The organism is Enterobacter sp. BIDMC 29 (genome assembly GCF_019378755.1).
In the GTDB taxonomy this organism is placed as follows: domain Bacteria; phylum Pseudomonadota; class Gammaproteobacteria; order Enterobacterales; family Enterobacteriaceae; genus Enterobacter; species Enterobacter ludwigii.
The window spans coordinates 3276889-3303565 of the sequence record NZ_CP080000.1 but is presented as its reverse complement, the minus strand read 5'-3'; the positions used below and the strand labels follow the sequence as shown (position 1 = coordinate 3303565).

General features: G+C 56.9%; 33 protein-coding genes. 26 read left to right on the top strand and 7 right to left on the bottom strand.

Features of this window, described 5'->3' with window-relative positions; all coding sequences use genetic code 11:
- Positions 1–15: 15 nt before the first annotated feature.
- A complete protein-coding gene (gene lsrR, locus JTA15_RS14520) occupies positions 16–987 on the bottom strand; it encodes a transcriptional regulator LsrR (RefSeq protein WP_219372443.1) in 972 nt (323 codons plus the stop codon).
- 215 nt (positions 988–1202) lie between these two features.
- On the opposite strand from lsrR, the gene lsrA reads away from it, so the two are divergent.
- From lsrA to lsrG, 6 genes are read left to right on the top strand one after another with little or no spacing between them, the layout of a single operon-like run.
- Positions 1203–2690 carry an autoinducer 2 ABC transporter ATP-binding protein LsrA gene (gene lsrA, locus JTA15_RS14515; RefSeq protein WP_148576798.1) on the top strand — a complete coding sequence of 496 codons (1488 nt, stop codon included), beginning with the start codon at positions 1203–1205 and terminating at the stop codon, positions 2688–2690.
- On the top strand, positions 2687–3718 hold the full coding sequence (lsrC, locus tag JTA15_RS14510) for an autoinducer 2 ABC transporter permease LsrC (RefSeq protein WP_014171713.1): 1032 nt from the start codon (positions 2687–2689) through the stop codon (positions 3716–3718). The genes lsrA and lsrC overlap by 4 nt, the downstream gene beginning before the upstream one ends.
- Positions 3719–4702, top strand: a complete 984-nt coding sequence (gene lsrD, locus JTA15_RS14505) for an autoinducer 2 ABC transporter permease LsrD (RefSeq protein WP_014171712.1) — start codon at positions 3719–3721, stop codon at positions 4700–4702. It begins immediately after the preceding gene.
- Entirely contained in the window at positions 4699–5700 is a 1002-nt protein-coding gene (gene lsrB, locus JTA15_RS14500; protein WP_025202959.1) for an autoinducer 2 ABC transporter substrate-binding protein LsrB, read from the top strand. Before lsrD ends, lsrB begins: the two co-directional genes overlap by 4 nt.
- Before the next feature lie 11 nt (positions 5701–5711).
- On the top strand, positions 5712–6599 hold the full coding sequence (lsrF, locus tag JTA15_RS14495) for a 3-hydroxy-5-phosphonooxypentane-2,4-dione thiolase (protein WP_219372442.1): 888 nt from the start codon (positions 5712–5714) through the stop codon (positions 6597–6599).
- Positions 6596–6889 (top strand): (4S)-4-hydroxy-5-phosphonooxypentane-2,3-dione isomerase, encoded by a 294-nt coding sequence (lsrG, locus tag JTA15_RS14490; RefSeq protein ID WP_020883586.1) that lies wholly within the window; start codon positions 6596–6598, stop codon positions 6887–6889. The genes lsrF and lsrG overlap by 4 nt, the downstream gene beginning before the upstream one ends.
- Before the next feature lie 38 nt (positions 6890–6927).
- On the opposite strand, the gene JTA15_RS14485 is transcribed toward lsrG, so the two are convergent.
- Together JTA15_RS14485 and JTA15_RS14480 are read right to left on the bottom strand one after the other, a co-directional pair.
- A complete protein-coding gene (locus tag JTA15_RS14485; RefSeq protein WP_219372441.1) occupies positions 6928–7776 on the bottom strand; it encodes a dihydrodipicolinate synthase family protein in 849 nt (282 codons plus the stop codon).
- A gap of 12 nt (positions 7777–7788) precedes the next feature.
- A complete protein-coding gene (locus JTA15_RS14480; RefSeq protein WP_020883588.1) occupies positions 7789–8475 on the bottom strand; it encodes a B3/4 domain-containing protein in 687 nt (228 codons plus the stop codon).
- 42 nt (positions 8476–8517) lie between these two features.
- On the opposite strand from JTA15_RS14480, the gene JTA15_RS14475 reads away from it, so the two are divergent.
- Entirely contained in the window at positions 8518–9120 is a 603-nt protein-coding gene (locus JTA15_RS14475) for a helix-turn-helix domain-containing protein (protein WP_032679008.1), read from the top strand.
- A 33-nt stretch (positions 9121–9153) separates the two neighbouring features.
- Here the strand turns inward: JTA15_RS14475 and ygjG are convergent, their stop codons facing one another.
- On the bottom strand, positions 9154–10533 hold the full coding sequence (gene ygjG, locus JTA15_RS14470) for a putrescine aminotransferase (protein ID WP_020883590.1): 1380 nt from the start codon (positions 10531–10533) through the stop codon (positions 9154–9156).
- A gap of 436 nt (positions 10534–10969) precedes the next feature.
- Between ygjG and JTA15_RS14465 the strand changes: the two genes are divergently transcribed.
- Both JTA15_RS14465 and JTA15_RS14460 read left to right on the top strand, forming a co-directional pair.
- Positions 10970–12490, top strand: a complete 1521-nt coding sequence (locus JTA15_RS14465) for a PAS domain-containing methyl-accepting chemotaxis protein (RefSeq protein WP_113656378.1) — start codon at positions 10970–10972, stop codon at positions 12488–12490.
- Between the two features lie 335 nt (positions 12491–12825).
- Entirely contained in the window at positions 12826–14385 is a 1560-nt protein-coding gene (locus JTA15_RS14460; protein WP_219372440.1) for a methyl-accepting chemotaxis protein, read from the top strand.
- Here the strand turns inward: JTA15_RS14460 and JTA15_RS14455 are convergent.
- Positions 14382–14876: a PadR family transcriptional regulator gene (locus tag JTA15_RS14455; protein ID WP_219372439.1), complete on the bottom strand. Its 495-nt coding sequence runs from the start codon at positions 14874–14876 to the stop codon at positions 14382–14384. The two genes, JTA15_RS14460 and JTA15_RS14455, sit on opposite strands and share 4 nt — an antisense overlap.
- Positions 14877–15023: 147 nt before the next feature.
- Between JTA15_RS14455 and JTA15_RS14450 the strand changes: the two genes are divergently transcribed.
- Entirely contained in the window at positions 15024–15788 is a 765-nt protein-coding gene (locus tag JTA15_RS14450) for a siderophore-interacting protein (protein WP_219372438.1), read from the top strand.
- Here the strand turns inward: JTA15_RS14450 and JTA15_RS14445 are convergent, their stop codons facing one another.
- Both JTA15_RS14445 and JTA15_RS14440 read right to left on the bottom strand, forming a co-directional pair.
- Complete coding sequence (locus tag JTA15_RS14445) at positions 15789–16958, bottom strand: DNA repair protein (protein WP_047956131.1); 1170 nt, start codon at positions 16956–16958, stop codon at positions 15789–15791. It abuts the gene before it with no gap.
- A 271-nt stretch (positions 16959–17229) separates the two neighbouring features.
- A complete protein-coding gene (locus tag JTA15_RS14440) occupies positions 17230–17805 on the bottom strand; it encodes a phage repressor protein CI (protein WP_047956130.1) in 576 nt (191 codons plus the stop codon).
- A 287-nt stretch (positions 17806–18092) separates the two neighbouring features.
- Between JTA15_RS14440 and JTA15_RS14435 the strand changes: the two genes are divergently transcribed.
- The 16 genes from JTA15_RS14435 to JTA15_RS21950 form a co-directional block, all read left to right on the top strand.
- Positions 18093–18431, top strand: coding sequence for a DUF5347 domain-containing protein (locus JTA15_RS14435; RefSeq protein WP_044866162.1), 339 nt, complete (start codon positions 18093–18095; stop codon positions 18429–18431).
- A gap of 67 nt (positions 18432–18498) precedes the next feature.
- Complete coding sequence (locus JTA15_RS14430) at positions 18499–18726, top strand: DUF2732 family protein (RefSeq protein WP_040018794.1); 228 nt, start codon at positions 18499–18501, stop codon at positions 18724–18726.
- Positions 18726–18947 (top strand): TraR/DksA family transcriptional regulator, encoded by a 222-nt coding sequence (locus JTA15_RS14425; protein ID WP_020883597.1) that lies wholly within the window; start codon positions 18726–18728, stop codon positions 18945–18947. The genes JTA15_RS14430 and JTA15_RS14425 overlap by 1 nt, the downstream gene beginning before the upstream one ends.
- Positions 18948–18954: 7 nt before the next feature.
- Complete coding sequence (locus tag JTA15_RS14420) at positions 18955–21150, top strand: replication endonuclease (protein WP_219373260.1); 2196 nt, start codon at positions 18955–18957, stop codon at positions 21148–21150.
- Positions 21151–21259: 109 nt separating this feature from the next.
- Complete coding sequence (locus JTA15_RS14415) at positions 21260–21700, top strand: DinI-like family protein (RefSeq protein ID WP_020883599.1); 441 nt, start codon at positions 21260–21262, stop codon at positions 21698–21700.
- A gap of 123 nt (positions 21701–21823) precedes the next feature.
- Positions 21824–22027, top strand: coding sequence for a tail protein X (locus JTA15_RS14410; protein WP_020883600.1), 204 nt, complete (start codon positions 21824–21826; stop codon positions 22025–22027).
- Complete coding sequence (locus JTA15_RS14405; protein ID WP_014171693.1) at positions 22018–22239, top strand: HP1 family phage holin; 222 nt, start codon at positions 22018–22020, stop codon at positions 22237–22239. The genes JTA15_RS14410 and JTA15_RS14405 overlap by 10 nt, the downstream gene beginning before the upstream one ends.
- Positions 22223–22732: a lysozyme gene (locus JTA15_RS14400; RefSeq protein ID WP_020883601.1), complete on the top strand. Its 510-nt coding sequence runs from the start codon at positions 22223–22225 to the stop codon at positions 22730–22732. The genes JTA15_RS14405 and JTA15_RS14400 overlap by 17 nt, the downstream gene beginning before the upstream one ends.
- Positions 22729–23142 (top strand): Rz-like lysis system protein LysB, encoded by a 414-nt coding sequence (lysB, locus tag JTA15_RS21850; protein WP_255580115.1) that lies wholly within the window; start codon positions 22729–22731, stop codon positions 23140–23142. Before JTA15_RS14400 ends, lysB begins: the two co-directional genes overlap by 4 nt.
- Positions 23042–23287, top strand: coding sequence for an Rz1-like lysis system protein LysC (gene lysC / locus JTA15_RS14395; RefSeq protein WP_072126476.1), 246 nt, complete (start codon positions 23042–23044; stop codon positions 23285–23287). The genes lysB and lysC overlap by 101 nt, the downstream gene beginning before the upstream one ends.
- Positions 23250–23717: a phage tail protein gene (locus tag JTA15_RS14390; protein WP_063156869.1), complete on the top strand. Its 468-nt coding sequence runs from the start codon at positions 23250–23252 to the stop codon at positions 23715–23717. The genes lysC and JTA15_RS14390 overlap by 38 nt, the downstream gene beginning before the upstream one ends.
- 109 nt (positions 23718–23826) lie before the next feature.
- The gene (locus JTA15_RS14385) at positions 23827–24468 is read left to right on the top strand and encodes a phage baseplate assembly protein V (RefSeq protein WP_032678996.1); all 642 of its coding nucleotides are present in this window, start codon (positions 23827–23829) and stop codon (positions 24466–24468) included.
- Positions 24465–24815 carry a GPW/gp25 family protein gene (locus JTA15_RS14380; protein ID WP_014171687.1) on the top strand — a complete coding sequence of 117 codons (351 nt, stop codon included), beginning with the start codon at positions 24465–24467 and terminating at the stop codon, positions 24813–24815. Before JTA15_RS14385 ends, JTA15_RS14380 begins: the two co-directional genes overlap by 4 nt.
- A gap of 5 nt (positions 24816–24820) precedes the next feature.
- Entirely contained in the window at positions 24821–25729 is a 909-nt protein-coding gene (locus JTA15_RS14375; RefSeq protein ID WP_219372437.1) for a baseplate assembly protein, read from the top strand.
- Complete coding sequence (locus JTA15_RS14370) at positions 25722–26252, top strand: phage tail protein I (RefSeq protein WP_219372436.1); 531 nt, start codon at positions 25722–25724, stop codon at positions 26250–26252. The genes JTA15_RS14375 and JTA15_RS14370 overlap by 8 nt, the downstream gene beginning before the upstream one ends.
- Before the next feature lie 11 nt (positions 26253–26263).
- Positions 26264–26677 (top strand): phage tail protein (locus JTA15_RS21950; protein ID WP_219373259.1); only part of this gene is annotated, 414 nt, incomplete at its 3' end.

Genomic DNA, 26677 nt, shown 5'->3' with positions numbered 1-26677 from the left:
GCGCAGGACAGGCTCTTAGCTCGCCAGAGCCAGCACCGCGCGGGCTGTCGTCTCCTCCGTCACCAGGCCATTAATACGGCGGCCTTTGAGTGCGGCATAAATCGCATCGGCTTTCTCATCACCTCCGGCCACGCCAACGATGGTGGGCAACTGCGCCAGTTCATCGAGCGTGACGCCCAGCAATTCCCGGTGGATCTCCAGCTCGTGCACGCATTCCCCTTCGGCGTTCAGGAAATAGCCGAGGATATCGCCCACCGCCCCTTTGCGGGCGTACATCAGCTGTTCACCTTCGCTGATATAGCCGGAGCGCAATATGGTGGCGTCCCGGCGCTGGTTTACTGAACCAATGCCTACCACCGCCACATCGGCCGCGGCGGCGGCGAGGATCACGTCCCGCACGCTGGATTCGCGTTTTAAGATCCCGGCCACTTCGGCGGAGGAAACGCGAAGCGGGGCGGGGATCATGCTGACGCTGCAGGCGGCATCAAGCTGACCGATGCCCGTCATATACGGCCCAACGCCGCCGGAGAGCGTCACCAGGCGGATCTGCTGCGAGCTGATAAAACCGCTTAAGTGCTGCAGGCTGCTCATGGTGGTTTCACCAAATCCCACCGCCAGCAGCTGGCCGGGCTCCAGCACACCCATCAGCGATTGCGCTGCGCCAATGCCCAGCCGGACATTCATGGGCGGGGTATTCAGGGCCGGCAACACGCGAACCAGCTTGAGCCCGAAGCGCTGCTGCAGCTCGGTTTCCAGCGCCAGACACCCCTCATAGCGGGAGTTGATCTGCACGCGGATCACCCCGGACTGGCGTCCTTTCTCCAGCAGACGCGAGATCTTCAGGCGCGGCAGTCCGAGCCGCTCGCCGATGTCGTTCTGAGTTAATCCGTCGTGGTAGTAGCACCAGGCGACGCGGGCAACCAGCTCTTCTTCCGCCAGTGCCAGCCCGGCAAAACGACCTTCTTCCGCAGTGCGTTTATCGCTCATAATTGAACTCTTATAAAAATTTAGATCATATGTTCGTGATCGCGCAGAAAGAAAGTGTGAACCACGCGACAAAACAGATCTTTTAGATTGATTTGTGTCTGTGTGGATCTTAATCGATAAATTTGTGATCCCTGCACGGTTCTAAATATAGTTCACCGTCTACGCTTTTGAACATTATTAAATCTAAAAATCATTTGTTCAATAGCGGAGCGATAATGACGCCACTTATCGAAGCACGTGATATCAGCAAGCAGTTCTCCGGTATACCGGTCCTGAAAGGTATTCATTTCACGCTGCTTGCGGGTCAGGTGCATGCGCTGATGGGCGGTAACGGCGCGGGAAAATCAACGCTGATGAAAATCATCGCCGGGGTGGAAACGCCGGACAGCGGTGAACTTTCGGTTGACGGCCACGCGTTTGCGCGGCTTTCGCCCGCGCAGGCCCACAGGCTGGGGATTTATCTGGTGCCGCAGGAACCCCTGCTTTTCCCCAACCTGACGGTGCGGGAAAACATCCTTTTCCGCCTGCCGCGTGAGGCCGGTATGGGGGAACGGCTGGCGGAGAAACTCCAGCAGCTGCAGTGCCAGCTCAATCTTGATGCCACCGCCAGCACCCTGGAAGTGGCGGATCAACAGATGGTGGAGATCCTGCGCGGCCTGATGCGAAACGCGAAGATCCTGATCCTTGATGAACCCACGGCGTCGCTCACCCCGGGGGAAACCGAACGGCTGTTTCGCCAGATCCGCGCGTTGCAGGCGCTGGGCGTCGGCATTGTTTTTATCTCGCACAAATTACCGGAGATCCGCCAGCTGGCGAGCCACGTCTCGGTAATGCGCGACGGCGCGATCGTGCTCAGCGGTGAAACTGCACAGTTCGACGATAACGCCCTGATTGCGGCCATGACGCCGGTGAGCCGCGAAAAAGGATTAAGTGATGCGCAAAAACTGTGGCTGGCGCTGCCGGGCAATCGCCGCACGCAGCCGCAGGATTTCCCGGTGCTGCGGGTGGAAGAGCTTACCGGTGAGGGGTTTATCGATCTCAGCATGGAAATCTATGCCGGGGAAATAGTTGGCCTCGCCGGGCTGGTCGGCTCCGGGCGCACCGAGTTTGCGGAAACGCTGTATGGGCTGCGCCCGGTGCGCGGTGGGCGAGTCTGGCTGGAAAATCAGGAAATAACCGGCGAACCCGTGGCGGCACGGCTGGAGAAAGGGCTGGTCTACCTGCCTGAGGACCGACAGGTTTCCGGCTTGTTCCTGGATGCGCCGATTCGCTGGAACACCGTGGCACTGAATGAGCCCTCGGTCTGGCAGCAGCGCAAACGGGAGTCGGCGGTGGTGGAGCGCTATCACCGGGCGCTGGGGATCAAGCTTAACCATGCGGATCAAACCGTGCGCACGCTCTCCGGCGGCAACCAGCAGAAGGTGTTGCTGGCGCGCTGTCTGGAGGCGAACCCGCTGCTGTTGATCGTCGATGAACCGACACGCGGAGTGGATGTGTCGGCGCGGGCCGATATCTATCAGCTCATCAAAAGCGTGGCGGCGCAGAACGTGGCGGTGCTGATGATCTCAAGCGATCTGGATGAGTTCCCCGGGCTTGCCGATCGCGTGCTGGTGATGCACCAGGGCGTGCTCAGCGGCGAGCTGTCCCGGCACGCGGTCAGTCTTGACAGAATGATGGCGCTGGCATTCGGAGGGCAGTCATGAAGACCTTACTGAAAAATCGCGAACTGAGCGCGTTCATCGCCATTCTGGCGTTGTTCGCGGTGCTGGTGGGGCTCAATCCGGCCTATTTCAGCCTGCAAACGCTGGGGATGATCTTCGCCAGTTCGCAAATCCTGATCCTGCTGGCGCTCGGCGCCGCGCTGGTGATGTTGACCCGCAATATTGATGTTTCCGTCGGCTCTACCGTCGGGCTGTCTGCCATTGCCGTGGGGGTGGCCCTGAACAGCGGCTACACCCTGCCGGTATCGATCCTCTTTGCGCTGTCGATTGGCGCACTGGCGGGAGCATTTAACGGTTTTCTGGTGGTGGGGCTGCGTATTCCGGCAATCGTGGCCACCCTCGGCACGCTGGGCCTCTATCGCGGGGCGATGCTGCTGTGGACGGGAGGAAAGTGGATTGAAGGGCTACCGCCGAGCCTGAAATCGCTCTCTGAACCTGCCGCTATGGGGATTTCACCGCTCGGAATGGGCGTGGTGTTTTTAGCCGCAGTCGGCGCATGGACGTTGTCGCGCACCGCCTTCGGACGCGATTTCTACGCCGTGGGCGACAACCTTACCGCCGCACGCCAGCTGGGCGTGGCGGTGAACCGGACGCGAATGATCGCTTTTACGCTGAACGGCATGCTGGCCGCGTGTGCGGGGATTGTCTTCGCTTCGCAGATTGGCTTTGTACCTAACCAGACCGGCAGCGGGCTGGAGATGAAAGCCATTGCCGCCTGCGTACTCGGGGGGATCTCTCTGCTGGGCGGTACCGGGACGCTTATTGGCGCCTTACTGGGGGCTTTTTTCCTGACTCAAATCGACACCGTGCTGGTGCTGTTCAGGCTGCCCGCGTGGTGGAATGACTTTATCGCCGGGCTGGTGTTGCTCGGTGTGCTGGTGCTCGACGGGCGTTTGCGCCAGGCGCTGGCCCGGCATCAACGGGCACTCAAGTACAGCCGCTTCCAGCCCGGTAACAAAGGGGGGAAGCATGTCACCCCGTTTACGAAACACAAAAAAGAGGTGGCGTAAATGAAGCTTAACTGGGAAAGCGCGCTGCTGATATTACTGGTGCTGGAAATCCTGCTCTTTGGGGCCATCAATCCGCGCATGCTCGATATCAACATGCTGCTGTTCAGCACCAGTGATTTTATCTGTATTGGCATTGTGGCGCTGCCGCTCACCCTGGTGATCATCAGCGGCGGCATTGATATTTCCCTCGGTTCGACCATCGGCCTGTGTGCCATCGCGCTGGGGGTGATGATGCAGGCGGGCTGGCCGATGGCGCTGGCGATACCGTTGACGCTGCTGCTCGGCCTGCTGTGCGGTCTGGTCAACGCTGCGCTGATCCACTACACCGGCATCAGCCCACTGGTTATCACCCTCGGCACGCTCTATCTCTACGGCGGTGGCGCACTGCTGCTCTCCGGCATGGCGGGGGCGACCGGTTACGAAGGCATCGGGGGCTTCCCGGACAGCTTTACCGCGTTCGCTAACCTCACGTTCCTGGGGTTGCCAATCCCGCTGGTGCTGTTCGCCGTGATTACCGTCTTCTTCTGGCTGATTACCCATCGCGGACGCTTTGGCCGCCATCTGTTTTTGATTGGGCAGAACCCGCGCGCGGCGCGCTATGCGGCGCTCTCGGTCAACGGGATGCCCTACGCCCTGTATGGCCTGGTGGGCGTCGCTTCGGCCATTGCTGCGCTGGTGATGGTCTCCTATTTCGGTTCGGCGCGTTCGGATTTGGGACGCGATTTACTGATGCCTGCACTGACCGCAGCGGTCCTCGGCGGCGCCAATATCTATGGCGGTTCGGGGTCGGTAATCGGTACGGCCCTGGCGGCGTTGCTGGTGGGGTATCTGCAGCAGGGTTTACAGATGGTCGGCATCCCCAACCAGGTGTCGAGCGCGCTGTCAGGGGCGCTGTTGGTTGTGGTGGTGATGGGACGTTCACTGAGTTTGCACCGTGAATGGGTGCGCTCTCTCCTCACAAAACATACCCGGAGCGTAAGATGAAAACAAAACTGATAGTCCTGGCGATGGCACTCAGCTTCGCGTCGGCACAGGCCGCGGACCGCATCGCCTTTATCCCCAAGCTGGTGGGCGTTGGCTTCTTTACCAGCGGCGGCAATGGCGCGAAAGAGGCGGGTAAAGATCTCGGCGTGGACGTCACCTACGACGGCCCGACCGAGCCCAGCGTCTCAGGCCAGGTGCAGCTTATCAATAACTTCGTTAACCAGGGCTATAACGCCATTATCGTTTCGGCGGTGTCGCCGGATGGCCTCTGCCCGGCGCTGAAGCGTGCGATGCAGCGTGGCGTCAAAGTACTGACCTGGGACTCCGACACCAAACCGGAATGCCGCAGCATCTACATCAACCAGGGCACCCCGGCGCAGCTCGGCGGCCTGCTGGTCGACATGGCCGGTAAACAGGTCACCAAACCGAATGCCAAAGTGGCGTTCTTTTACTCCAGCCCGACCGTTACCGACCAGAACCAGTGGGTGAAAGAGGCGAAGGCCAAAATCGAGAAAGATCATCCGCAGTGGCAGGTCGTGACCACGCAGTTTGGCTATAACGATGCCACCAAATCGCTACAAACCGCCGAGGGGATCTTAAAAGCGTATCCGGATCTGGATGCGATCATCGCCCCGGATGCCAACGCCCTGCCGGCGGCGGCGCAGGCGGCGGAAAACCTGAAGCGAGAAGGGGTGGCGATTGTCGGCTTCAGCACGCCTAACGTGATGCGTCCGTACGTAGAGCGCGGCACGGTGAAAGCCTTCGGCCTGTGGGATGTGGTGCAACAGGGCAAAATTGCGGTCAATGTCGCCGATCGGTTGTTGAAAAAAGGCGATCTTAACGTTGGCGACAGCGTGGACGTGAAAGATATCGGTACGCTGAAGGTCGAGCCGAACAGCGTGCAGGGCTACCAGTATGAAGCGAAGGGCAACGGCATTGTGCTGCTGCCGGAGCGGGTGGTGTTTACCAAAGAGAACATCAACAAATACGATTTCTGACGGGGGAGCAAATGGCTGATTTAGACGACATCAAAGACGGCAAAGATTTTGGCATCGGCACACCGCAGCGGAACGTGCCGTTTACCCTGAAGGGGTGCGGCTCGCTGGACTGGGGAATGCAGTCCAGGCTGGCGCGCATCTTCAACCCAAAAAGCAACCGCACGGTGATGCTGGCCTTTGACCACGGCTATTTCCAGGGACCGACGACCGGCCTTGAGCGTATCGATCTCTCTATCGCCCCGCTGTTTGGGGAAACCGACGTGCTGATGTGCACCCGCGGTATTTTGCGCAGCCAGGTGCCTGTCGCCACCAATAAACCCGTCGTGTTGCGCGCCTCCGGCGGCAATTCGATTTTAGGGGAACTTTCCAACGAGTGCGTGGCGGTGGCGATGGAAGATGCGCTGCGCCTGAACGTCTGCGCGGTGGCGGCGCAGGTGTACATCGGCAGTGAGTTTGAACATCAGTCGATCAACAACATCATCAAACTGGTGGATGCCGGTGCGCGCTATGGCATGCCGACCCTGGCGGTGACGGGCGTTGGCAAAGAGATGGCGCGCGACGCGCGGTATTTCTCGCTTGCCAGCCGTATCGCGGCCGAGATGGGGGCGCAGTTCGTCAAAACCTATTATGTCGACGAAGGGTTTGAAAAAGTAACCGCCAGCTGCCCGGTGCCGATCGTGATTGCCGGAGGCAAAAAGCTGCCGGAGCACGACGCGCTGGAGATGTGCTGGCGGGCGATTGACCAGGGGGCGTCCGGCGTGGACATGGGCCGCAATATCTTCCAGTCCAGCGCCCCGCTGGCCATGCTGAAAGCGGTGAAAAAAGTGGTACATGAGAACATGAGCGCGCGGGACGCGTTCCAGTTCTGGCAGGAAGAGAAACAGGGAGAAGCAAAATGAACGTGACATTAGTGGAAATCAACATCAAACCCGAGCGGGTCGATGAGTTTCTGGAGGTGTTTCGCGCTAACCACGAAGGGGCGATTCAGGAGCCGGGCAATCTGCGCTTTGATGTGTTACAGGATCCGCGCGTGAAAACCCGGTTCTTTATCTACGAGGCCTACAAGGATGAAGAGGCGGTGCTGGCGCACAAGAAAACCCCGCACTATCTGGCCTGCGTAGATAAGCTTGAGGACCTGATGTCAGAGCCGCGCAAAAAACGCAGTTTTGTCGGGTTGTTGCCGGCGTAACAGACCGCCGGGTAGCGCTTACGCTAGCCCGGCGATGCTCAGGCGAGGGCCAGTTCCGCCAGGATCGCCGCCAGCGTTTCGCGCGGTTTCCCGCTCAGCGACGCAAGCGGGAACGGCAGTGCAGGCGCGGCCACTTTCCCTGACATTTCTGCTGCTGCGGCCATCACCCGCAAACTGCCGTACTGGCGGAACAGCGCCCACAGCGGTGCCAGCCGGTCAGAGGCTGCGGTGTCTTTGGCTCGTGCAATCGCCAGTGCCGTCTGCGGATACAGCCCTGCAATAACCGAATACCAGACATCAAACCCGGCCTGCAGGGCTGACGCCGCCCGCCAGTCGCCGCTGATGCCCAGGGTGACGTTTTCAGGAAGACGGGCACGCATGTGGGCGATATCGTCCGGTATGCGCCCGAGCTTGACGGATTTGACGTTCGGTAGCGCCGCCACGGCATACAGCAATTCGTCGTTAAACTCGAACCCGGTGGTGGCCGGGTTGTCGTAAATACACAGCGGAACAGAGATCCGGTGGGTCACCGTCTCATACAGGGTAAACACTTCCTCTGCCGTCAGGCGCTGGTACGACACGGGGGCCAGTAACACCCCGCGGGCGCCGGCACTTTGCGCCTCATCCGCCAGACGGAGAATATCGTCGAGGCGAAGCGCGCCAATACTTACGCTCACCGGAATGTTGTCGGCATGCGCCACGGCACAGCGGGTGATATGCGTGCGCTCTTCAGGCGTCAGATACGCGTAACTGCCCGTCGAACCGAGGATCCCCAGCGAATCGACACCGGCATCCACCAGCGGGCGCAGCAACTGCACAAACGCCTGCTCATCAAATTTCCCCTCTCGCAATGGCGTCAGAGGGAATGCGCTTAACCCGTGAAACATCCGCTTATCCTTTTAGAGTTCAATCAGTTGAAGGTGAGCAGTGGAGCCCGGCATCAGCCGCTGCAGGTTGCTGACTAACTCATCGCCAGCCTCCTGCAACGCCGATAACGGCATCGACGGCAGACTTTCGAGAATAAACCACATGTGTTGCGCCTGGCTATCGAGACGTGTACGCACGCCCTGGCGCCAGTTCCAGCGACGGCAGGTGACGCCGACATCATCGCGCCAGATAACTTCGCCCGCATCCGGGTATTCGATAACCGGCTGGCCCTCTTTCAGGGTATCAAACGGTTCATTACCTTCGGCAAGCGTCAGACGCGGTGCGCCTGCATAAGCGGCAAGGTTCTCACCCCCGACGGGAATGGCGTAACGAATGCTGATGGCATTGTAAATATCGACCACTGGATCGAGCGGGGGCAGTGCGCCCTCTTTCAGCACTCGCTTACGCAGGGCCGATGCCGAGCAGGGCGTGCGTTTCGGTTTCGCACCAAACGCTCTGAATACGTCATCCCAGGCGCTGAGGTGCGCTTCCGCCCAGGCGACATCATCAGAGAGGACCTGCTGGCAGGCCTGTGCCAGCGCGGCAGAGGCCACGTCCGGCTGGGTTATCGGGGCGGCTTCAACCAGAATGCTCAGCGCCCGAAAGCCGGGGGCAATCCCGGTAAGACGCGGGTCTATTGACGGCGTAACGAGAGACATAAATAATCCTGTATTGACTGTTTTATACTATGGTAGTGACCAATGACTGATAAAGTCAATATAATGACCGATTCGGGTGCCGATATCGCCCAAGTAAGCCTGGCCGTCGCCACCCGCATTCGCAACTGGCGCAAAGAGAAAAAACTGTCGCTGGATGAGCTTTCACGCCGCGCCAGCGTCAGCAAAGGCATGCTGGTGGAGATTGAAAAAGGGGCGGCGAATCCCAGCATTGCCATTCTCTGCAAGCTGGCTGCCGCGCTGGGCGTTTCGGTGGCGGATATCGTTAACGTCTCCAGCGAGCCGCGGGTGCACGTCATAGAAGCAGCGGCGATCCCGGTTTTGTGGCAGGGCCCACAGGGCGGATATGCCCGGCTGCTCGCGGGCACGTCTGGCCCGGATATGATTGAACTCTGGCAGTGGGTGATGCATCCGGGGGAGCGTTTTACCTCGCCGGGGCATCCGGCGGGAACGTTTGAGCTGCTGCATGTCACTGAGGGAGGATTGACCCTGACGGTGGAAGAGACGGTGACGCAGGTGGCGGCAGGCGCTTCGGCGGTGGCGAAAACGGAAGCGGCACACGGCTACGCGAATGAGGGCGAAAATGTGTTGCGGTTTACCATGACGGTGGCGGAGTTTCACCGCTAAAAACGCCCCCTCCGTCAGGAGGGGGAGGGGATATCACGCTTCTTCCACGCTTACCCGCAGGGCTGCCAGCGCTTTACGCGCCGCTTTCAGCACCTGCTCACACTGTTCAACCGTCAGCGTCAGCGGCGGTTCAATGCGAATGGTCTTCGAGTTGTTGAGCGTTCCGGCAACCAGGACCCGCTGGCGGAACATCTCGCTCGCGAAGCTGTAGCCGATTTCGTTGTCGACAAACTCAATGGCCATCAGCAACCCTTTACCCCGCGCATCCTGCACCAGATCCGGATATTCCCGGCCCAGCTGGCGGAAACCGTCCAGCAGCATATCGCCTTTCTGTTCCGCCTGTGCAGGCAGGTTTTGATCCAGCAGCACGTTGATGGTCGCCAGCGCGGCCGCGCAGGCCAGCGGGTTACCGCCAAACGTAGTGGTGTGCAGGAACGGGTTGTCGAACAGCACCGAGAAGACCTCTTCGGTCGCCACCGTCGCGCCAATCGGCATCACGCCGCCGCCCAGCGCTTTTGCCAGACAGAGAATGTCCGGCTGGACGTTCTCATGCTCGCAGGCAAACATCTTGCCCGTACGCCCCATCCCGGTTTGGACTTCGTCGAGGATCAGCAGTGCGCCAAACTCATCGCACAACTGACGCACGGCAGGCAGATAGCCCTGCGGGGGCAGGATCACGCCGCCCTCACCCTGAATAGGCTCCAGGATCACCGCTGCCACGTCGTCGCCGGTTTTACGGCATTCGCTCAGCATGGTGCGCATAGCGCTAATGTCACCAAACGGCACGTGGCGGAAGCCCGGCAGCAGCGGCATAAACGGTTTGCGGAAGGTGGATTTGGCGGTAGCCGACAGTGCGCCCAGGGATTTTCCGTGGAACGCGCCGCTGGTGGCGATAAACGTGAATTTGCCGCGCGGCGACTGGTACGCTTTGGCGAGTTTAATCGCCGCTTCGACCGATTCCGTGCCGCTGTTGCTAAAGAAGCTGTACTTCAGTTTGCCGGGCGTTAAGGCCGCGAGCGTTTTCGCGAGCATAGCGCGAAGCGGATCGAGCAGTTCCTGGCTATGGAGAGGTTGTTTCGCAAGTTGATTCTGTACGGCGGAAACCACAACTGGATTACGGTGCCCCACGTTGAAAATGCCAAAACCACCCAGGCAATCTATAAACTCCTGTCCCTGGGTGTCGACAAGCGTATTAAGACTTCCCGCTTGCCACTCTACGGCTCCGTAATCCCCGCCGGCGGTAACAGATTTGCGATACTCCAAAAACCCTGGATTGACATGCTCTTTAAAGTAATCGATGACCTCTCGGTTAAGTTGTTTCATCTCCTCATGATCAAGCGTTCGCTTCTCAATGAGATTCAGTGCGTGCGCGGTACAGGCAAGAGCCGAGGCGCTGGAAGGTAACCTGTTCAAAATGTGCTCCCGGGGATCGCGTATCACATGATACTGGATTAAGTATTGCAGGGATTACGCCACTTCAGATGCCTTAACGAAAATCAGGATAAACACCAGGTTAACATTATGTTGCGCAAAATTTAATCATGCCGATATAACCGATACGAGATTTAGCGGTACGGCGGAAAAGGCCTGGGGAGGTGCGATTAAAAGGCCATTGCACTTATAGAGTGCAGACGCTGCGACTTAAGTGGGCGTTAACGCGTCATACTCTGCAGGTAATTTCTCTACGAAAGTATTTGAAATCAATGAATTATAAAATCTCACAAAAAGTGCGGTTTAAGTGAAATCTGCGATCTCTATCAACTTTAACAACTAAAGATAAATTCTTTACCGCCGAAAAAACATTAATCCACAAAATTAACATTCAAATAACCTGCAAGGGATGCTCACGATGTCCGCTCCAACCTTTGTCACCCAGAATGAATATCCTCTGGACGATGACACCACCTTAATGTCGACCACCGATATCCACAGTTACCTGACCCACGCCAACGACACCTTTGTGCAGGTGAGTGGCTATCAGCTTGATGAGCTGATGGGCCAGCCGCACAATCTGGTGCGCCACCCCGATATGCCAAAAGCGGCGTTTGCCGATATGTGGTACACCCTGCAAAAGGGCGAGCCGTGGAGCGGCATTGTCAAAAACCGACGTAAAAATGGCGACCACTACTGGGTGCGCGCCAACGCGGTGCCGATGGTGCGTCACGGGCAGGTGACGGGCTATATGTCGATTCGCACCAAAGCCACGGCAGAAGAGATTGCTGGCGTGGAGCCGCTCTATCGGGATCTGAATGACGGGCGCTGCAAGAAACGTATTCATAAAGGACTGGTGGTAAGGAAAGGCTGGCTGGGGAAACTTCCGGCAATGCCGCTGCGCTGGCGTGTGCGCAGCGTGATGGCGGGGCTGTTTGCGGTGCTGGCTGCCACGCTGGTGGCCACCTCCGCGGGTGCGTACCCGCTGGCTGCCGCCGCGGTAGTCATGCTGCTGGGCACGCTGCTGTTTGAGCAGCAGATTGTTCGTCCGATCGAAAACGTGGCGCGTCAGGCGCTGAAAGTCGCCACCGGCGAGCGCAACAGCGTGCTGCACCTGAACCGCAGCGACGAGCTGGGGTTGACCCTGCGTGCGGTAGGGCAGCTGGGGCTGATGTGCCGCTGGTTGATTAACGATGTGTCAAGCCAGGTGGTGAGCGTGCGTGATGGCAGCGACAGGCTGGCAAAGGGGAATGAAGATCTGAACGATCGGACGCGTCAGACCGTGGCCAATGTGCAGCAGACCGTGGCGACAATGAACCAGATGGCCGCCTCCGTGCAGAGTAATTCAGAAACCGCCGCCGAAGTGGACAAGCTGTCAGTGGCCGCCAGCAGCGCGGCAACCAAAGGCGGAAACGCGATGCAGACGGTGGTGAAAACCATGGATGACATCGCGGATAGCACGCAGCGGATTGGCTCGATTACCTCCCTTATTAACGACATCGCGTTTCAGACCAATATTCTGGCGCTGAATGCGGCGGTGGAGGCGGCAAGAGCCGGTGAGCAGGGGAAAGGCTTTGCGGTTGTCGCCGGCGAAGTGCGCCATCTCGCCAGCCGTAGCGCCAGTGCAGCCAACGATATTCGCAAGCTGATTGATGCCAGCGCCAGCAAGGTGCAGTCCGGCTCTGATCAGGTTCATGCCGCCGGTCGTACAATGGATGATATCGTCGAGCAGGTGAAAAACGTGACGCAGCTTATCGCGCAGATCAGCCATTCGACCTCTGAACAGGCTACCGGCTTGTCAGAGCTCACCCGTGCGGTGGCCGAGCTGGACAGCATCACGCAGAAAAATGCCGATCTGGTTGAGGAAAGTGCCCACATATCCGCAATGGTGAAGCATCGCGCCGGGCGTCTTAAGGATGCGGTAACCGTGCTCCATTGAGCCAGTAAGGTTCCAGAAAGCCGTTTATTTCATCAGGAATAAGCGGCTTTATTTTTTCTGAATGTAATTATTAATGTCTTTTATTGTTAACTTTATATTAAGTAACTAAAGAAAGCACATCAGATATTTACCCCAGCCTAAGTCCGTTTTCCCCGATGCTATTTTGAAAATGCCTCATCAGAGGGTGACGTAACGATCGATTTTCGGATATTAATAGTCTACACCTATCCATTGTCGTGGTTATGAAATAAAAAAACGATCAAAGTCATAAAGTTAGCGGTTTCGTTACCGATAACGGTGATCGTCTGAGAAATAATCACATCGATGGAGAAAATATGTTCTTACATGACGTAAAGATCGGCACGAAATTATTTCTGGCGTTTGGATTCTTTATTGTCCTGATGGTGGTCAGTGCGAGTTTATCCTTGCTAAGCCTGAACCGGGCGAACAACGGAATGCAATCCATCATTACCCGTGATTATCCGACCACGGTAAAAGCGAACCAGTTAACCGACAACTTCCAGGAATTTATTGGCACTCAGCAGCTGATGTTACTGGATGAACAGGGAACGTATACAGCGCAGTCACAGCAGCGTCTTAAAGCGATCAGCGAACAGATTACGGTGATCCTCGGCGAGCTGAATACTGCGCTGCAGGATCCAGAATCACAGCGGGTTCTTGCTGAGATACGCGGCGTGCGTCAGCAGTATCTGGACTCGCGTTATCGCATTTTGCAGGCGGTGCAGAATAACGATCGGGCGGGCGCTATTCAGGAGATGATGACCAACACCCTGAAGCTACAGCAGGCCTATAAAGCCAACGTGCAGGCGTTGATCGCGATTCAGAACCAGGAAATGCAAAGCGCAGGAGTGCAGGTCGAGGGCGATTTCAAATCGAACCGCCTGCTGCTGATCCTGATCACGCTCTTTAGCGTCGCGACCGGCAGCCTGATTGGCTGGTTTATCGTGCGCTCAATCACGCGTCCGCTGGGCCAGGCGGTGGATTTTGCAAAAGCCATTGCTGAAGGCGATCTGACCGGCAGCATCACGCCGCACGGTAAAGACGAAACCGGCCTGCTGCTGCATGCGCTGATGGAGATGAAAACGCGTCTGCTGGACATTGTGCAGCAGGTCCAGACCGGTTCGGAGAATATCTCGAGTGCCGCCGCGCAGATTGTCGCGGGGAACCAGGATCTTGCCGCGCGCACCGAAGAGCAGGCCAGCTCTGTTGAACAGACCGCTGCCTCGATGGAGCAGATCACGGCGACGGTAAAAAACACCGCCTCACACACCGGAGAAGCAACTCACCTCTCGGCGGACGCTGCCATGGTGGTCAAAAACAACGGCGAGATGATGAAGCAGGTCACCAGCAAAATGCGCCTGATTAACGAGACTTCTAACCGGATGTCCGACATCATCGACCTGATCGACGCCATCGCTTTCCAGACCAACATTCTGGCGCTGAACGCGGCGGTGGAAGCAGCACGTGCGGGCGAGCACGGTCGTGGTTTTGCGGTGGTGGCAGGCGAAGTGCGTCAGCTTGCGCAGAAGAGTGCGTCATCCGCCAGTGAAATTCGTCAGCTGATCGAAAGTTCTACCAGCCAGACGCAGGACGGGATGAACCTGGTCGAGAAAGCGAGCGAGTTGATTAACGGTATGGTCGGCAACGTGGAAGAGATGGACGTCATTCTGCGTGAGATCCGCCAGGCCAGCCATGAGCAGACGGAAGGGGTCTCGCAGATTAACAGCGCGATCGGCCTGATTGATGCCACCACGCAGCAGAACTCCGCCCTGGTGGAGGAGTCTGTCGCGGCAGCAGCGTCCTTGAACGAACAGGCGATGCACCTGAAAGATCTTGTCCGCGTCTTCCGCGTGAGCGATCGCGTATTGGCTTAATCCAGCTGGGAGATCTCCAGCGCTGCGCGGTCGATCACGCCGATGATCTGCTTAAGCTGCGCATCGCTGAGTTCGCCCTGGTTCACCTTCAGGTCTAGTACCGCTTTGAAGTTATCCAGAGCCCGCTTCATTTGCGGGTTTTTTCTCAGCTGGAAGCCGACGGATCGCGCTTTGATACGCGCCTGAATTTGCGCCAGCTGCTCCTGATTTTCATCCAGCCACTGCTGACCGGCCACGGTAATCGCAATTCTCTTGCGGCCATTCTCTTCTTCGGTGATGGTGATATAGGTCTGATCCTGAAGGTAATCGAGGGTCGGGTAGATAACGCCAGGGCTTGGGGTGTAGTTCCCCTGCGTCATGTTCTCGATCGCCTTGATCAACTTGTAGCCATGGCTCGCGTTGCGGGTCAGGATATCCAGTATCACCAGACGCAGATCGCCGTGACCAAAAAAGCGTGGTCGGCGTCCGCCGCCGTCGTGTTCGTTTCGCATACTCATCCCCTTCAAATTGATATATCTAAACTATATCTTAGATATATTCAGATGCAATCTAAAAGATCTTGCATTCTTGCTGATTAGCAATCATTATCATTTAAAATTGATTTAGATATATCGTATTCACCTGAGAAGGGTCTCACCATGACATCCACCCGTTACCCACAACGTGTTCGTAATGATCTCCGTTTTCGCAAGCTGGACGTGCTTCGCGTTGAGCGTGTCAGCGCAGGTTTCCAGCGCATTGTTTTAGGAGGCGAAGCGCTGGAGGGCTTTAGCTCTCGCGGTTTCGACGACCATACAAAAGTGTTTTTCCCGGCCCCGGGGGCGACCTTTGTACCACCGGTTGTTACCGATGAAGGTATCGACTGGGGCGACGGTGTGCGTCCGCAGGCGCGAGACTATACGCCCCTGTACGATGCCGAACGGCATGAGCTGGTGCTCGATTTCTTCATACATGATGGCGGCGTTGCCAGCTACTGGGCGACAGAGGCAAAAGTGGGTGACACGCTCACGATTGGCGGCCCGCGCGGTTCGCTGGTTGTGCCGGAAGATTATGCCTGGCAACTGTACGTGTGTGATGAATCCGGCATGCCCGCGCTGCGCCGTCGCCTGGAAAGCATCGCAACACTGCCGGTTCGCCCGGACATTCATACGGTGGTGACGGTCGGTGATGCGTCGTATCAGGACTATCTGGCCCATCTGAGCGCGTTCAACATCACCTGGGTTGTCGGCCACAGCGAACAGGCGGTGGCCGAGCGTCTGGCGGCGTTGACGGTGCCTGCGGAAGATTATTTTATCTGGCTGACCGGGGAAGGAAAGGTGGTGAAAAACCTGAGCCGTCAGTTTGAAACCGACGCAATCGACCAGCAGCTGGTGCGTGCCAGTGCATACTGGCACGCTAAATAATCAGGCTGCGGACTCCAGCTGCGCTTCGCTCACCTGATGTTCGAGCGAGGCGCGAACGTCGTGCAGCGCCTTCTCCTGCTGGGCAAAGTAGGCTTCCATATTGCTTAGCGACGAGACCAGCAGCCAGGACTCCTCTTTCTCCAGCTCCGCCAGCTCGTTCACTAACGTGTCAATCTGCTCGCGAACCTGCGCCATTTTTTTGCGGATACGTTCCAGATCGTTCAGCCTGTCGCTGGCCATCAGCGGCTCAAAGCCCTGCTGCAGACGTGCCACCAGCGAACGAATGGCTTTAACGTCACCACGCTGTTTGGCCTGGTTGAGTTGCACCATCATCGCGTTGGCTTCTTCTTTCAGATCGTCAGCGACCAGGTCCGGATGGCAGAGCTTGCTCGCCTGACGCCAGAGACGCTTCAGTTCGTTCTGATCTTCCTCGGAGAGGTTCTTGCCTTTACGCAGACGCATTTCGGCATCGTGATGCTGCTCGCGATATTTCTCGTACTCTTCATTGGCCTCGTCGCGCGCCTGACGTGCAGGCTCTTCTTCGCGCGTTAAGCCACTCTCCAGCTCCAGCGCTTCGGCCAGCAGGTTAGCAATCAGATTGCTTTGCTGCTGCAGTTGCTTACGCGCCTCGGCGGCCTGTACGGAATCCGCAGGCAGATCGCGCCAGCGCTGGGTCAGCATCGCCAGCACCTCCACCGCCTGCGCCATATAGCGCTGGCAGCGACGGTAGTCTTCCTCACGTCGACGCGCCTCCGCCTGCTGACGTCGCAGGTTCAGCTCCGCCAGCGTTTTACGCAGGGCGAGGATCTGCTGCATCAGAGGTCCGAGGCGTGAGAAATAGAGATCGTTGAATTCATCGAGCTGTTGCACGCGGGCATTGCGACGGTCAATCAAATCCCTGAGGCGCTCTTCCAGCGCTTTCAGCTCCATCTTGCTGGCCGCCACCTGCGGGTCACGCCATTGCGTCATGGCGCGCTGGCCCTGTAGCCAGGCAGCGATCGCCGCCATGGCAACGGTATAGTTTTTCTGCTCAAGCGCCGCGACGATTGCCTGTAGCTCATCGTCAAACGCTTCATTTTTCAGCCGTGTCAGCTGGCTCTGGATGATGTCGTCGTCTTCCAGCTCAATCGCATTTTTTATGATTTCTAGCCGTTTGATCGGTGTGCTCATGATGCCTTTCGCTTTGGCGCTTAAGTATTTGAGTTAAGGTTAATTGTTGTAAACGCTACAGGAAATAATACACACGGATGATGATCGGCGCGATGGGGGATTTCTTTAGTTTTTAGGGTTTGTGAAGAAGAGTGGCACGAACAGGAAGCCGAAAGGCTGGCGGGGGAGCGTTGGCCCCGGTTCTTGTTCTGCCAGTCCTGAAGGAATACCTAAGGCTGAATGCCCTGCATAGCGAAATCGAATGATGCTATACGTACCATACGACCCGCCATCAGTTCACCTCGCTGTAGATGCCCACCACACGGCCCAGTGTTTTTATCTCATCGATACCGCATTCAAAGGGGACTTTGCCGCCCGCGACGTGGAGTTTTTTCCCCGGCAGCAGGGTTAAATCACGAAGACTGATAGTGCCTTCAATCTCAACCAGCCATAGCCCGTCGGTTAATGGCGCCCCTTTTTCAACAAAGTGGAGCTTTGCCTCAGACCGGACTGCGATACCGCGAGTGAGCGGTTTGCTAAAGAGATGTGAATCGATACTCAAAGTGGAATTTTCTTCCAGCTGACCATCACTGAGAGTGAATGTAACAACAGCAACGGGATCGCCAGGTGCAGGGTTACCTTCAAACTGGGCACCTTGTCCGGTCATCAACCAGCGCAGGCTGGCCCCTGTGTCCAGTGCACATTGTACCGCGAAGTCGTAGGAGATGGTGCCGCGCGCGTAGCGGTTCTGAAGGGAACTGGCGGCAATATTGAAGTGCCGGGCCAGCTGGATTTTTTGGGTAAAACCATATACCTGACAGATTCTATCGAGTAACTCTTCATTATTCACTTGAGAATCTAAAATCAAAATATATTCCTTTGGGTATTTACTAATGCTCAATTGAGTATTAGTATCAATGCGAATTCGGGCAATCAGCGGCAGACGTTGGCAAACAGAGGCTAATGATTGCAGACATTATCAAAATGGGAATCATGCAACATGGCTTCTGAAATCGCAATCATCAAAGTGCCAGCCCTGTCGTTAGGCTGGCGCAGTTCGCTGCGCTGGAAAGCGGCGTAACGCGTAGGCCAATCCCGTTTTCAACCCGTTACGGGTGAGTAATTCACACAGTGTGAATCAACGCGAGGGACGTTATGGCAATAGAAGCGACACGTGCAACGGTCCCACTCAAGGTGGGGGCACGTCTTTCCGGGCTTAATCACGTGGCCGAACTGCGTGCCAGGTACTGGGGCGATAACGAGAAAGCGCTGGCGTGGTTTTTGGCCGAGATGCGCGATAAGCGCGATCCCTGTTTTGAAGAGAATAACAGGGCGCTGGCGGCCATCTTTTTCCTGGCTAAATTACCCGCCGCCCGTCACGAATGCGGTATCAATGAGCTGACGACTGAGGAGAAAAGAGCGCTTATCGGAGCCATGAATCATTTCCGTGCAGTCGTGAGTTTATTTCCTGAACGGCTGACCATGCCGCTTTAATCCACCCCAAAACGTAATGGCGTAAACCCGCCGGGCATTTTATTGCCTGAATTAAGGAGAATGAGTGATGCGAAATAGCGAAAACCGCACTTTTCTGAACGGGCGCGAGGAACTCCAGCACCTGCTGGTGCAGGCGAAGATGGAGGAGCGCAGGGCACTCGCACTCGCCGTCTCCCTGCGGCTGGAGGCTTTAGCCAGTCACATCTATAAAACCGGAATGTGTGGCGAAGACGCAGCGGAACTGCTGTGTCACGAGGCTGCCCGTTACGAACGCGAATCCCAGGAGCTGCACTGATGGCCGATTTTATCGATCTGGCGCAGGAGCGTGAGCTTGAAGATCGCGAACGTCATATTAATAGCGCCCGCCAGCGATGCGCATCGCCCTCGCGTTTTACCTGCGAGGAGTGCGACATCCCCATCCCCGAGGCGCGGCGAAAGGCGTTACCTGGAGTGGCCTTATGCGTCACTTGCCAGGAGATAACGGAGCTGAAAAACAAACATTTCCGGGGAGGATAAATTGGTGATGTCATTTGCTTATCCGTGGAATGAACCCCGATCGGCTATTGCCAGCCCCTACCTGACTCACCCCCAATTACAGCGTCGCGACCGTCTGTTCGCGGCGCTGCTGCAAGCCAGAAAAGCGCTCGCTCTGCAGCCTGACTGCGTGCGTTTTGACGTCTGGCGCACGGTTGATGCTCTTGAACTCCATCAGGGCAGCCTGCGAGCCAATGCCTTTTTGATTCGGTTCTGCAACAGGGTATTACCACGTCTGCAGCAGGTCTCTGCACGGTATGCCTGTTCAGGTGTTGACCGTAACGTCTCCACCGCCGTTTTTGGTGGGCACTTCGACACGCCGCTTTCGCAATATCTTGCATCGCGGATGGTTACGCTGATTGCCCGCTTCAACCGTCTCCCGGATATGTCCCGCGCCGATATTGATTTGCTGGCCGCTGACATCGCTGGCTTTATTCGTTCCGAGCTGGCGAATATCAATGACGCTGGCCTCGGCGAATTTCAAACCCTTCATGTCTGGTATCAGCGCGCTGGATTAATCACCCGCCAGTTCAATGTACTGCCTCCTCACTGGGAGCGCGTGTCGAAGATACTCTTTAACAAAGAGGACATTGCGCCAGCGGTGATCCGCATGTTTTCCGAAGACTGGTGGCGTGGACGACTGCGTCGCATGGCGGCCGCCTGGCGTGAGCATGTGCAGATTGCACTTGGAAACGTCAGCAAAAAGAAGTCTGCCTATGCGAGTAAACGCTGCATCACTGACTGGCGTGAACAGAAGCGGCGCACGCGTGAATTTCTTAAAGGTCTGGAACTGGAGGATGAAGAGGGCAACCGTATAAGCCTGATTGCCAGGCACGATGGCTCGGTGGCCAATCCCGCGATACGTCGCTGCGAACTGATGACCCGCATCCGCGGGTTTGAAAATATCTGCCATGAGCTTGGCTATGTGGGCGAGTTCTATACCTTAACCGCGCCGTCGAAATATCACGCCACCCTGAACACCGGCTATCGTAACGGTAAATGGAACGGGGCGAGCCCTGCGGATACACAAAGCTACCTGACAAAACTGTGGGCGCGGATCCGGGCAAAACTCCACCGGCAGGCGATTCGTCTGTTTGGCATCCGCGTTGCTGAACCCCACCATGACGGTACGCCTCACTGGCACATGCTGATGTTCATGCTGCCCGAAAACGTTGAGCGCGTTCGCCGCATTATGGAGGAATACACACAGGAGGAAGACGCTTTTGAACTGCAAAGCGATAACGCCAGAAAAGCTCGCTTTCACGCTGAAGCTATAGACCCGCAAAAGGGCAGTGCCACCGGTTATATCGCTAAATACATTTCCAAGAATATCGACGGCTATGCCCTTGATGGCGAGACAGATAACGAAAGCGGCGAGTTGCTTAAAGTGACTGCATCTGCCGTTTCGGCCTGGGCGGCGCGATGGCATATCCGTCAGTTTCAGTTTATCGGCGGTGCACCGGTGACCGTCTACCGTGAGCTGCGCCGTTTGACTGATACGCAGGCCGCGCACGGTCTGAGCGTAGAATTTGCGGCAGCGCATGACGCCGCGGACGCCGGAGACTGGGCAGGATACGTCAATGCACAGGGAGGACCGTTTGTCCGTCGGGACGCGTTGCAGGTGCGCACGCTGTATGAGCCCCGTGCCGAATACAATCAGTACGGCGAAGAACGAGTCTGTATTCGCGGCGTTTACGACGCCGCACTCGGCCCGGGCTCGCCGATTTTGACCCGGCTCACGCAGTGGAAAATTGTGCCGAAGCGTGCCGTTGATTTGGCCGTTGACCTTAACGGCACCGCTGCGCGCTCTTGGAGTTCTGTCAATAACTGTACGGTGAGCGACGTCTCTCAACCCCTCAGCCGGCGTGCGAGACGCGCGTTAGCCGCACGCATAACCCTCCCCAGACCGGTTGCAAAGACTCCCTTTGTCTATGACAAGGATCCGCAGAACGGAGTGGCAGAGAGAGTGATTGATGAGATACGGCTCGCCACCGGAATAACGATCAGCCGGGGGGAAGCCCTGCATCTTATGGCGGGGGGCATTAGCCGTTTTAACGACAAATGGTGCCGGGGATCTGCTGACGGATCGCTATTTCCTGCGGCACCGTCTTATCAGCAAAAGGCCCGGAAAATCCTTGAACGTATGAGGTATTTAACGCATCTGATAAGCAAAGGGATTCGCTAATCTTCATCGATATCATGTACATACCTCGCATGGTTCTGATTTTTTGCTTCACTCTTTTTATGAATACATGATACTGTATGTTTATACAGTATCTCGTGGTGGAGGTTGTGTGGACAGAGAGTTGAACGAGCAAGTCATGATTGAACGCGTCGAGATGATTGCGCGGCTGACGACAGAAGGAACGTGTCAGGAAAGAGATCGTGAAATTGCCCTGAATTTGATCGCTGAGATTGCGAGAGGAAATTTAATCAGGAACAACGCGTTTACCGTGGTTTTCTCGGCATCACCCGTTCCGGACAGAATCAAAAAAGAGGCCAGCGTGCGGGTGAACATTACCCTGGATAAGGATCAGCTTATTGGTCCGTCCGTCGTGGAGGCGTTTCAGGACGAATTAACCCGCAGGATAAGATCCGTGTTTCCGTCAACGCTGGTTACCGTCAAAAAAGGATCCATGACCGGCGTGGAGTTGCAGGGGATTGAAAGAGAGGCCGATCGCGAAGCGCTGGACAATATCCTCCGGGAAGTCTGGGAAGACGAGAGCTGGCGCTAGGCCCTCTGCCATCTCGCGGGCAGTCTGTTGTGTCCGCGATTGTCCATCCTGCAGCGATAGCAAAAAGGGCGCCAGCGCTGGAAACTCAACGGTACCTGGAAATCCGGATGTTGGGAGCGTCTGATGAAAATCTATGCAATGCAGGGGGACACGCTTGATGCCATCTGTGCCCGTTATTATGGGCGCACGGCAGGGGTGGTTGAAACCGTTCTGAACGCCAATTCTGGCCTCGCGGAGTTGGGGGTCATCTTACCTCATGGCACGCCGATAGACATGCCAGAGGTTGATAGCGCACCGACTAAAGAATCAGTGAACCTATGGGACTGAGTCTTGAGAAAATCACCACGTTTATCGCCTACTGGCTGGCCGTAGCGCTGGCCTGGTTCGGGGCGATGTCTCCTGAAAAAGTCGCGCTATACGTGGGAAGCCTCTGCGCCATTTTTACCGCGCTGACGAATTACTGGTTTAAGCGGAAAACCTATCGCTATCTGACCTCTCTTGGACTCGATAAGAAGAGTATTCGTGAACTCAATCATTAAGCGTTGCAGCGCCGCGGGCGTACTGGCCCTGGCGGTACTGATGCCTGACTTCCGGTTACTGAACACCTCACCGGAGGGGTTGGCGCTCATTGCTGATCTCGAAGGGTGTCGCCTGTCGCCTTATCGTTGCAGTGCGGGCGTATGGACATCAGGCATTGGCCATACGTCAGGCGTCGTGCCGGGACGGGAAATTACAGAGCGTGAGGCGGCAGCGAACCTTGTTGCCGACGTGATGAACGTTGAAAGACGGCTGGCGGTATGCGCACCGGTGGAGATGCCACCCCGTGTCTATGATGCGCTGGTGAGTTTTGCCTTTAACGTTGGAACAGGGGCTGCCTGCCGTTCCACGCTGGTGTCATTCATTAAGCGTAAACAGTGGCCGCAGGCGTGCAATCAGCTTACCCGCTGGGTGTACGTCAATGGGGTCAAAAATGCCGGACTGGAAAACCGTCGAGCTCGTGAGAAGGCCTGGTGCCTGAAGGGGATGCCATGAAACCTCTTCTGCTGGTACTGGCCGTTCTGCTGGCCATCATGCTGTGGTTTCGTCATGACAACGTGAACCTGTCCCGCTCTCTTGCTAAAGCCAATCAGATCGCCCGCGATCAAAAAAACACAATCAACACGCTGCTTCAGCAGTTATCCGAAGCACAGCGGATTGCCAGGTCGAACGAAGATGCGCAGGTCAGGCTCCGCGAGGATCTTGTTGCCGTCGGCGAGGAGATGGCACGACGCGAAGCGGCTATCGGGAAATGGGTAAATGAAAATGAAGAGTTACGCCGCTGGTATAACGCTCAGCTGCCTGATGCTGTGCGCAGGTTGCACACCCGCGCCGCCTGCGCCTCCGCAGCACATTGTTTACAACGCCTGCCCGAAGGTGAGCGCCTGTCCGATGCCGGGAAGTGAGCCCATCACCAACGGCGATCTCAGTGCTGATATTCGTCGGCTTGAGCATGCCCTTATCGCCTGCGCGCTGCAGGTCGAAACCATAAAAGACTGTCAGGATAAACTCGATGCACAAACTCAACAGCCTGCGTCAGGCATTAATTGACGCCGTTCCGCAACTGAACGATCACCCTGATCATCTGCAGATGTCGGTGGGGAGCGGAAATATTGACGCCCGCCTCGCGTCCTCGCTCTCCTTTGAAAAAAAGTATGAACTGAAAGCGAATATCAGTAGCTTCGCCGGCGACAGCGAGGGGGTCTTCGTCCCGGTACTGGCCTGGCTGCGTGAAAACCAGCCAGATATTTTTACCCTCGATGACGGGCGAAAAAACGGGTTTCTCTTTGGCGTCACCTTCAACGACGATGGTACGGTGAATATCAGCTTTAGCCTGCAGCTCACCGAGCGCATTCTTGTTTCGCAGGAGCAGGGAACGTTGCATGCCACCTATTCCCCGGAGCCGCCGTTGCCAGAGCCCGTCACACGTCCGCTGGAGCTGTATATCAACGGTGAACTGGTCAGCCAGTGGAAAGCGTAAGTTCACCACGCTGATGGCTGTCCAGCCATCAGTGTGAACGATTGTTGTTTCATCCCGCATAAAACCCCGTCTCGTTGCTGCCGATCCCCCTGAAGGGCATTCTCTTCTCATGAATACACTCACTTCCATGCACGGTATCGCTCGCGCGATCCGTAACCTGATTCGTATCGGTGTTGTCACCGATGTTGACCTCAACAGAGGGCTCTGCCGCGTCCAGTCCGGAGGGATGAAAACCACCTGGCTGAACTGGCTGACCTGTCGCGCCGGCCGTTCGCGCGTGTGGTGGGCACCGTCCGAGGGAGAACAAGTGCTGCTGCTGGCCATCGGCGGTGAGCTTGATACCGCCTTCGTGCTGCCAGGTATCTTTTCCGATGACCACCCGGCGCCGTCAGGTTCCCCTGACGCACTCCACGTCTCGTTCCCTGATGGGGCAGTTATCGAGTACGAGCCCGGGAGCGGAGCACTCATGGCTGCAGGCATTAAAACGGCTGACATCACAGCCTCTGAATCACTCACCGCCACCGTACCGGTGGTCCTGGTGAAGTCTGAGACGCGCATCACCCTGGATACACCTGAGGTGGTGTGTACCAACAAACTAATTACCGCCTCTCTTGAAGTGCAGAAGGGCGGGGTAATGGCCGGCAATATTGAGCATTCCGGCGGTAAATTCACCTCCAATGGGGTGCAGGTGGACAACCATGCTCACGGCAGTGTGCAAAGCGGCGGAAGCTGGACTAAGGGGACGCAATGACGGTGCGCTACAGGGGAATGAACAGTCAGACCGGGCTCAGCATTTCAGAGGCTGAACATATCAGACAAAGCGTGCGGGATATTCTGGTCACGCCGATTGGCTCGCGGGTGATGCGCCGCGAGTACGGTTCACTGCTGGCGGCAATGATCGACAGGCCGCAGAGTCCGGCGTTGCGCCTGCAAATCATGGCCGCATGTTACTCCGCTATCCAGAAATGGGAGCCGCGGATCAGCCTGACGGCCATCACTTTCGAACGTTCGGAGAATGACGGGACGCTGTATGTCGATCTCACCGGCACCCGCCAGACCTCCGGACATTCCTTTTCAATCACTATTTCATTGAGTTAAACGCTATGGCTATTGTTGATCTGAGCCAGCTCGCCGCGCCGGATGTCGTGGAGGAGGTGGATTACGAAACGCTGCTGACAGAACGAAAGGCCACTTTTGTCTCGCTCTATCCCGAAGAAGAGCAGGAGGCAATTGCACGAACGCTGACGCTTGAGTCGGAACCGATTGTGAAACTGCTGCAGGAAAATGCGTATCGGGAAGTTATCTGGCGCCAGCGCGTTAACGAGGCCGCGCGTGCGGTCATGCTGGCCTACGCCACCGGTAGCGATCTCGACCAGCTTGGTGCTAACGCTAACCTTGCGCGTCTGGTGATAACACCTGCCGACGACACGACGTTTCCGCCCACGCCGGCAGTGATGGAGTCTGACACCGACTTTCGTTTGCGCATCCAGCAAGCCCCGGAAGGGCTGAGCGTGGCGGGATCGACGGGGGCTTATCAGTTCCATGGCCGCAGCGCGGATGGCCGGGTGGCGGATATCTCTGTCATCAGTCCTCAGCCTGCGAACGTTACCGTCTCCGTGCTGTCCCGGGAGAATAACGGCGTGGCGTCTGAAGAGCTGCTGGCCATTGTGCGCAACGCGCTGAACGATGAGGACGTCAGGCCCGTTGCCGATCGTGTGACCGTTCAGTCCGCCAGCATTGTCGACTACAACATTGCGGCTTCTCTTTTTCTCTTCCCAGGTCCCGAAAGCGAGCCAGTGCTCAATGCGGCAAGGGCCCGGCTGCAGGCCTATATAACGGCACAGCACCGGCTCGGGCGGGATATTCGTAAGTCCGCCATTTACGCTGCACTGCATGTTGAGGGTGTACAACGCGTCGAACTGACCGCGCCTGCGGCCGATATTGTGCTTGATGAAACCCAGGCCTCATGGTGCAGCCAGTACAGCGTAACCGTTGGGGGAAACGATGAGTAATGCCCGATTGTTACCGGTGGGGTCGTCGCCGCTTGAGGTCGCGGCGGCGCGCGCCTGTGCCGACATTGAGAATACCCCCGTCCCGCTTCGTCACCTCTGGAATGCCGACACCTGTCCGGCAAATCTGTTGCCCTGGCTGGCGTGGGCGTTTTCGGTTGACCGCTGGGATGAAAACTGGCCGGAGGCTACCAAGCGCGATGTTATCCGCAATGCATGGTTTATCCATGCACACAAAGGAACGATTGGCGCAGTACGCCGCGTGGTGGAGCCACTTGGCTATCTGATCAACGTGACGGAGTGGTGGCAAACCAACGACCCGGCAGGCACGTTTCGCCTGGACATTGGCGTGCTGGAAACCGGCATCACCGAAGAAATGTATTACGAAATGGAGCGGCTTATTGCTGATGCAAAGCCTGCCAGCCGACATCTTATCGGCCTCAATATCATTCAGGACGTTCCGGGCTATCTCTAYACCGGTGCCCTGASCTATGACGGCGACATCATCACGGTTTACCCCGGATAAGTGAGARCAMAATGRCAGTGAARTWTAAAACRGTTATCACCAAAGCCGGYGCYGAAAAACTSGCKGCMGCAACCGTYCCGAACGGGAAGAAAGTGAAYTTTACGGCGATGGCGGTGGGTGATGGCGGCGGGCAACTCCCGACGCCAAATGCCAGCCAGACGAAACTCATCAATGAGGTCTGGCGTCAYGCGCTGAAYAAAATCAGCCAGGACAARAAGAATAAAAATTATGTCGTGGCGGAGCTGSTKATCCCKCCAGAGAYYGGCGGGTTCTGGATGCGTGAAATGGGGCTYTATGATGAYGCCGGSACGCTGATTGCKGTCGGCAATATGGCTGAAAGTTACAAACCTGCACTCGCTGAAGGATCGGGACGTGCGCAGACTGTGCGTATGGTCATCATGGTGAGTGATATCGCTTCGGTTGAG